Source organism: Brevundimonas sp., from assembly GCF_035561115.1.
In the GTDB taxonomy this organism is placed as follows: Bacteria; Pseudomonadota; Alphaproteobacteria; order Caulobacterales; family Caulobacteraceae; genus Brevundimonas.
In genome coordinates this window covers 105086-112620 of the sequence record NZ_DATMYH010000089.1, presented here as the reverse complement: position 1 = coordinate 112620, position 7535 = coordinate 105086, and the positions used below count along the sequence as shown (strand labels likewise).

Genomic DNA, 7535 nt, shown 5'->3' with positions numbered 1-7535 from the left:
GCCGCCGAAACCTCCGCCTCCGCCCCGCCCGCTGTTGCGCATGGCCTCAGCGGCGGCCCAGATCAGCACCGGACCGATGCCGCCGGGCCGTCTGCGTCCCCGGCCGCCGCCGCCGCCGATGAGCCTCAGCATCAGCAGGATGAAGATCAGAGCGATGATGGCGGCGATGCCGATGGGCGGCGAGGATTTCGGCCGCTCGGCCGCCGCCGCCCGGGCCTGCGCCTCGGCCGGATCAAGTCGCAGTTGCCGGTCGATGGCATCCACGCCCTGTTCGATGCCGCGCTCGTAGAAGCCTTCCTTGAACGACGGCAGGATATCGTTCTGGATGATCAGGGCCGACAGGGCGTCGGTCAGGATTCCTTCAAGGCCATAGCCGACCTCGATCCGCACCTTGCGTTCGTTCGGCGCGATGATCAGCAGCACGCCATTGTTCTTGTCGGCCTGCCCGATGCCCCAGGCCCGGCCCAGCTGATAGCCGTACTCCTCGATCTCGTAGCCCTGAAGGTCAGGCACCGTCACCACCACGACCTGATCGGTAGTGTCGCGCTCCAGCGCCGCCAACTTGTCGGCCAGCGCCTGCTCCCTGGCGGCGGAGATCAGATCGCCGTGGTCGATGACCCGTCCGTTGAGGGGCGGGAACGTCGGACCGCTCCGGGCCTGCGCCGGGGCCGCGATCAGCCACACGGCGGCCAGCAGGACCGTCAGGAAGGCGGCGGCCCGGCTGATCGATATCGCCGGAAGGATGCGGTTCACCGGGCCGTCGGCGTCGCGGGCGGTGCGGCGCCGGGAGCCACGGCGGGGGCCGCGCCGCCCGGCCGGGTGGCCGGGTTCAGGGCGTCGAAATTGACGTTGGGCGCGCTCTGGGCGGTCTCGGTCGCCGTGAACAGCTGCATCGGCTCGGACCCGCCATGGATCGTCTTGGCCCAGATCACCGTGGGGAAGGTGCGCAGGCTGGTGTTGTAGTCGCGGACGGCCTCGTTGTAGTCGCGCCGCGACACGGCGATGCGGTTCTCCGTGCCTTCCAGCTGCGACTGCAGGGCTATGAAATTCTGGTTCGACTTGATCTCCGGATAGCGCTCGACGACCAGCAGCAGGCGGGACAGCGCCTGCGACAGCTGGCCCTGCGCGGCCTGATAACGCTGGAAGGCGGCCGGGTCGCTGAGGGTGTCAGGCGTGACCGTGACGCCAGTGGCCTGGGCGCGGGCTTCGATGACCTGGGTCAGGGTGGTGCGTTCGGCGATCGCAGCGCCCTGGACGGTGGCCACCAGATTGGGAACCAGGTCGGCGCGGCGCTGATACTGCGACTGGACGTCGGCCCAGCGCGCCTTGGCGGCTTCCTCCTTGGTCGGGATGGCGTTGATGCCGCAGCCGGCGGCGGCGGGGGCCAGGACCACGACAGCGGCGAGAGCCGAAATGCGAGGCGAAAACCGGATCATGGACATCTCCTGACAGACCAGATTCCGACTATCGGGGTTGAGCGTCGGCGGTTCAAGCGTCCAGCGGTTCCGGCGTAACGCCCGCGGCCCGGCACGCGGCCGTATAGGTGTTGGCCAGCAGGCAGGCGATGGTCATGGGGCCCACCCCTCCCGGAACCGGCGTGATCCGCCCGGCGACCATCCGGGCCTCATCGAAGGCGACGTCGCCGACCACGCGGGTCTTGCCCTCGGCGGCCTTGGCCGGATCGCGCGACGGGACGCGGTTGATGCCGACGTCGATCACGGTTGCGCCGGGCCTGATCCAGTCGCCGCGCACCATCTCGGCCCGGCCCACCGCGGCCACCAGGATATCGGCTGTCCGGCACAGGGCCGGCAGGTCGCGGGTACGCGAATGGGCGATGGTCACGGTGCAACTCTCGCCCAGGAGCAACTGGGCCATCGGCTTGCCGACGATGTTGGAGCGCCCCACGATCACGGCGTTCAGGCCGGAGAGGTCGCCCAGCGCGTCCTTCAGCAGCATCAGGCAGCCCAGCGGCGTGCAGGGCACAAGCCCCGGCAGGCCCACCGCCAGCCGCCCGGCGTTGACGACATGGAATCCGTCCACGTCCTTGTCGGGATCAATGGCGCCAAGCACCGCGGCGGAATCGATGTGGGCGGGCAGGGGGAGCTGCACCAGAACGCCATGAATACCCGCGTCCGCGTTCAGATCGGCGATCAGCGCCAGCAACTCGGCCTCGGTCGTCGCAGCGGACAGGCGATGGGTGTCGGACCGCATTCCGGCCCGCAACGTGGTCTCGCCCTTGTTGCGAACGTAGATCTGGCTGGCGGGATCTTCGCCGACGATGACGACGGCCAGTCCCGGGACGACGCCATGGGCCTGTTTCAGCCGGGCGGAGGCGGCGGCCACGCGGTCGACGAGGCCGGCGGCGAAGGCCTTGCCGTCGATGAGGGTCGCGAGGGCGGGATCGACCGTCATGGCTTTCGGCTCCGGTTATGGGGAAAGGCGCGCTCGCCGCGATTTACAGAGGGCGCGGTTCGGCGTCTATGATCGCGGGCCGCAATCGGGGGACTTTCATGCGCCGTTACACCATCCTGACCGCCGTCAGCGCGCTGACGCTCCTGATCGCGGCGCCGGCGCTGGCGCAGACCCCCACCCAGCTCTCGCCCGGCCGCACGGTCGAGGGTCAGATCGCCGAAGGCGACGCGGCCGGCCCGGAGGACGCCTATCGCTACGACGCCTATGCGATCAGCGCCCGCGCGGGACAGCGGCTGGAGGCGGTCATGCGCTCGGCCGCGTTTGACGCCTATCTGGAGGTCTATGGCCCCGACGAAGCCGCGGAGCCGCTTTTCAGCGATGACGACGGTCTCGGCGAAGGCACCGATTCGCGGTTGCGCTTCACCGCGGATCGCGACGGGGTTTATGTGCTGCGGGCCAGGACGCTGTCGGGGCTCGAGGGCGGCGCCTATACCCTGGCCCTGACCGAGCGGCCGCGGGCGCGCCCGGCGCCGCGTCCCGCCCGTATCCGGCTCGGCCAAAGCGTGCAGGGGCGTCTGGCGTCGACCGATCCCGAGAGCGACGAAGGCGGGAACTATGACGCCTTCGCCATCCGCGCGCGCGCCGGGGACCGATTCGCCATCGACCTGACCGCCGACGGCTTCGATCCGGTGTTGCGCGTTGGCCGGATGCGGAACGGGGCTTTCACCGAACTGGCCATGAACGACGACGGCCCGGACACCGGCCTGAATTCCCGGCTGGTCTTCACCGCGCCTGGGGGCGGCGAATACGTCATCCGGGCGACGGCGCTGAACGGCGCGGGCGAGGGCGCCTACACCCTTGCCGTGGCCGAAGGACCCGAGCCCGCCGCCGCCCAGGCCATCGAGATCGGGGCGACGGTCCAGGGCGAGCTGACGGCCAGCGACGGCAAGAGCGAGTCCGGCCGGGCGGCGGACGCCTACCGTTTCCAGGGCCGCGAAGGACAGCGCGTCCGGATCGACATGAGTTCGTCGGACTTCGACACCTATCTGCAGCTGTTCGACGAAAACCGCGTCAGTCTGGCCGAGGATGACGACGGCGCCGCCGAGGGGACGAATTCGCGCCTGACCTTCACCCTGCCGCGCACCGGAGCCTATGTCGTCGAGGCCCGCGCCTTTTCCGAAGACATCGGCAATTACGAGCTGACGATCACCGAGATCGAGCCTGAGCGGCCGCCCGAGGCCCTGACGTTCGGTTCGACGCTGCAGGGGGAGATCGCCGAAACCGATTCGACCGACAGCGAGGACCGCGGATTCGACGCCTACGCCCTGACCGGCCAGGCCGGGCAGCGCATCCAGGCCATCATGCGCTCGGGCGACTTCGACACCTTCCTGCAGATCGGCCGGGCCGGGACGGAGTTCGAGGTCCTGGCCTCGGACGACGACGGCCTCGGAGAGGGGACGGACTCGCGGCTGAACTACAGCCTGCCCGAGGACGGCGACTATGTGCTGCGGGCCCTGCCCCTGGGTTCGGACGGCAAGGGCCTGTATTCGCTGGAGCTGGTCGACCGCGGGCCGCAGCCGCGGCCGGGCAGCCTGCTGGTCGGCGCGACCGCGCGCGGAACCCTGACCGAGGCGGACGCCACCGCCGAGGACAACAGCTATTACGACGCCTATCGCGTGATCCTGAAGGAAGACGAGAAGCTGCTGATCACCATGGTTTCCAACGAGGTCGACAGCTTCGTGGTGGTCGGCCGCGAGAAGGAGGACGGGACGTTCGAGACCCTGGGGTCGGACGATGACGGGCTGTCGGACACCCACGCCAAGCTGGAATGGACCGCGCCGGCGGACGGGACATACGAGGTGCGGGCGGGGACCTTCCAGCAGGGGCAGACCGGCGCCTATGCGCTGAACGTCGAGAAACAGCCCTGATCGCGATCGGGGGAGCCGGCAGCGGCGTTCCAACCGGGACGCGGGGCCGCTAGGGTCGCGGCGAGAGTGGAGTTCGCCGCGTGATCGACATCAACGCCCGCAAGGACCAGCATCTGGATGTGATCCTGTCGGGCAGGGCGCGCCACGCGCTGGACAGCGGTTTCGCCGACATCCGCTTCATGCACGAGGCGCTGCCCGATCTGGACCACGGCAAGATCGATCTGGGCGCGGACTTTCTGGGGCGGCGGCTCAAGGCGCCGCTGCTGATCAGTTCGATGACCGGCGGACCGGCGCGGGCCGAGGCGATCAACGCCCGGCTGGCCGAAGCGGCGCAACAGCTGGGCATCGCCCTGGCGGTCGGGTCGCAGCGGGCCGCGTTGGAGACCGACGGGGCGCCGGGGCTGGACATGGCCCTGCGGCTCAAGGCACCCGATACGCCGATCCTGGCCAATATCGGCGCGGCACAGCTGACGCGGGGCTTCGGCGTCGACGAGGCCCGGCGGGTGCTGGACATGATCGCCGCGGACGCCCTGATCGTGCATCTGAACCCGTTGCAGGAGGCCTGTCAGCCCGAGGGCGACCGCGACTGGTGGGGTGTCGGCGCGGCGCTGGAGGCCCTGGTCAAGGCGCTGGACGCGCCGGTGGTGGTCAAGGAGACGGGCGCCGGCATGTCGGCGGCCACGGCGAAGCGACTGCTGGCCATGGGCGTGGCGGCGGTCGACGTGGCCGGGGCCGGGGGCTCGAACTGGGCCACGGTCGAGGGCGAGCGGGCCGAGGGCGAGGGGGACAAGGCCCATGCCGCGGCCTTCGCCGACTGGGGCATACCGACGGCGCGGTCCATCGCCGAGGTCCGGGCCGCCTGTCCGAAGGCGACGATCATCGGTTCAGGCGGGATCCGCGACGGCGTCGAGGCGGCCAAGGCCATCCGGCTGGGCGCCGACATGGTGGGTCAGGCGGCGGGGGTGCTGGCGGCGGCGACGGTCTCGACCGAGGCGGTGGTCGAGCATTTCCAGACCGTGATCCGCCAGATGCGCACCGTCTGCTTCTGCACCGGCTCGGCCAATCTGACCGCCCTTCGCAAGGCGCCGTTGCAGGGGTGAGGGGGCGAGAGTCTCTTATCCGGCCGAAAAATTGTGCGCCCGTTTTCGGGAGTGGCCGAGCCGGCCGTCCGGCTGCGAAACCGGGCCTCCGAGGCGGCGCGGCGTGTCGTGCATGATGTCAAAGATCCCGGCCCGGCGGGCGTTGGAGGACTACAACATGCGGGTGCGTCAGAAGCGGTCGCAGGGTGTCCGGACGGCTTGAATCCCGCCTTTCGAAGGGACGGAAGTAGCGGACTCCAGGGACGAGAGTAGCGGGTCGGGAGGGGCGAGAGTCTCGATGATGCGCCCTCCTGCTTTCGTCATCCTCCGGCAAGCCGCGTCTTCGCGGCGCAGACCGGGGGACCCAGCAGCGCCGAAGGCGATCTGTTCACGCAGGGTGTCCGCGGCAGTTTCGCGCCCTCGCGCGCCGCTGGGTCCCCCGGTCTCGCTACGCTCGCCGGAGGATGACGAAAGGAAAGTGGCTACGCCGACGGCAGGAGGTCCCCCGCGAACACCCGGTAACGACCCGCGCGCACCCCGTCCGTCGCGCGGGCGATGTCGGGCGCGAAATAGTGGTCCGAACCGTAGGCGGCGGCGGCCTCGCGGACGATGGTCCAGACCTTTTCCAGCTCGGGCGACGAGGTCAGCGGGCGGTGGAATTCGATACCCTGGGCCGCCGCCAGGAGTTCGATGCCGACGACGGCCGCGGTATTCTCGGCCATGTCCAGCAGGCGGCGGGCGCCGTGGGTGGCCATGGAGACGTGGTCCTCCTGATTGGCCGAGGTGGGCACCGTGTCGATGCTGCAGGGATGGGCCACCATCCGGTTCTCGGCGACGAGGGCGGCGGCGGTGACCTGGGCGATCATGAAGCCGGAGTTCAGGCCGCTTTCCTTGACGAGGAAGGCCGGCAGCTCGCTCATCTTGGGATCGACCAGGATCGAGGTCCGGCGTTCCGAGATGTTGCCGATCTCGCACAGGGCCATGGCGATCATGTCGGCGGCGAAGGCGACCGGCTCGGCGTGGAAGTTTCCGCCCGAGATGACGTCGCCGTCCTCGATAAAGACCAGCGGATTGTCGGTGACGGCGTTGGCCTCGCGCTCCAGCGTCGCGGCGGCGTTGGTCAGCACGTCCAGCACGGCGCCCATGACCTGGGGCTGGCAGCGCAGGGAGTAGGGGTCCTGCACCTTGGCGCAGCCTTCGCGGTGGCTGTCGCGGATGGCCGAGCCGGCCATGAGGGCGCGCAGGCGGGCGGCGACGGCGATCTGGCCGGGCTGGCCGCGCAGGGTGTGGATGCGGGCGTCGAACGGGGCGTCCGAGCCCTTGAGCGCATCGACCGACAGGGCGCCGGCGGCGATGCCGGCGGCGAAGGCGGCCTCGGCGGCGAACAGGCCGGCGAGGGCGAGCGCCGTCGAGCACTGGGTGCCGTTGAGCAGGGCGAGGCCCTCCTTGGGGCCGAGGACGAGCGGCTTCAGTCCAACGCGGGCGAGGGCGGCCTCGGCGGCCAAGGTCTCGCCGTTGTGGCGGGCCTCGCCGACGCCGATCAGAACGCAGGACATATGGGCGAGGGGGGCGAGGTCGCCCGAGGCGCCGACGGAGCCCTTGGACGGGATGCAGGGCAGGACGTCGGCGTTGACCAGGGCGATCAGGGCTTCAAGCGTCCCGCGGCGAATCCCGGACGCCCCTTTCGACAGCGAGGCGATCTTGAGCACCATCAGCAGGCGGACGACGTTGTCGGGCAGAAGGGCGCCGACGCCGCAGGCATGGCTGAGGACGAGGTTCTTCTGCAGCGTCTCCAGATCCTCCGTGGCGATGGAGGTGTTGGCCAGCAGGCCGAAGCCGGTGTTGACGCCGTAGACGGTGCGCCCCTCGGCCACGATGGCGGCGACCACGGCCGCGCCGCGTTCGACGGCGGTCCAGGCGGACGGGGCGAGCTCGACGGTACAGGGGCCTTCGAGGACGGCGCGAAGTTGGGCGAGGGTGAGGGGCGCACGGCCGATGGTGAGGGTCATATTTGCTCTCCCTTCTCCCCTTGCGGGAGAAGGTGGCAGCCCGAAGGGCTGACGGATGAGGGGTTACGCTGACGCGGCCGGTCAGCGGTGGAAGGTCGAAGGATGGA

The 7535-nt window shown here is 70.1% G+C and carries 6 protein-coding genes; 2 read left to right on the top strand and 4 right to left on the bottom strand.

Annotated elements, in window-relative coordinates:
- From VN378_RS12005 to VN378_RS11995, 3 genes are all read right to left on the bottom strand, one after another.
- Nucleotides 1–753: TPM domain-containing protein (locus VN378_RS12005; RefSeq protein WP_325743811.1), on the bottom strand; the 753-nt coding region annotated here is incomplete at its 3' end.
- On the bottom strand, nt 750–1436 hold the full coding sequence (locus tag VN378_RS12000) for a LemA family protein (protein WP_325743810.1): 687 nt from the start codon (nt 1434–1436) through the stop codon (nt 750–752). The genes VN378_RS12005 and VN378_RS12000, both read right to left, overlap by 4 nt.
- 52 nt (nt 1437–1488) lie before the next feature.
- Nucleotides 1489–2412: a bifunctional methylenetetrahydrofolate dehydrogenase/methenyltetrahydrofolate cyclohydrolase gene (locus tag VN378_RS11995; protein WP_325743809.1), complete on the bottom strand. Its 924-nt coding sequence runs from the start codon at nt 2410–2412 to the stop codon at nt 1489–1491.
- Between the two features lie 98 nt (nt 2413–2510).
- Here VN378_RS11995 and VN378_RS11990 point away from each other — a divergent pair, with 98 nt between their 5' ends.
- Nucleotides 2511–4340, top strand: a complete 1830-nt coding sequence (locus VN378_RS11990) for a PPC domain-containing protein (RefSeq protein WP_325743808.1) — start codon at nt 2511–2513, stop codon at nt 4338–4340.
- A gap of 80 nt (nt 4341–4420) precedes the next feature.
- Nucleotides 4421–5440: a type 2 isopentenyl-diphosphate Delta-isomerase gene (gene fni / locus VN378_RS11985; RefSeq protein ID WP_325743807.1), complete on the top strand. Its 1020-nt coding sequence runs from the start codon at nt 4421–4423 to the stop codon at nt 5438–5440.
- A 461-nt stretch (nt 5441–5901) separates the two neighbouring features.
- On the opposite strand, the gene hutH is transcribed toward fni, so the two are convergent.
- Complete coding sequence (hutH, locus tag VN378_RS11980; RefSeq protein ID WP_325743806.1) at nt 5902–7428, bottom strand: histidine ammonia-lyase; 1527 nt, start codon at nt 7426–7428, stop codon at nt 5902–5904.
- Nucleotides 7429–7535 lie beyond the last annotated feature (107 nt).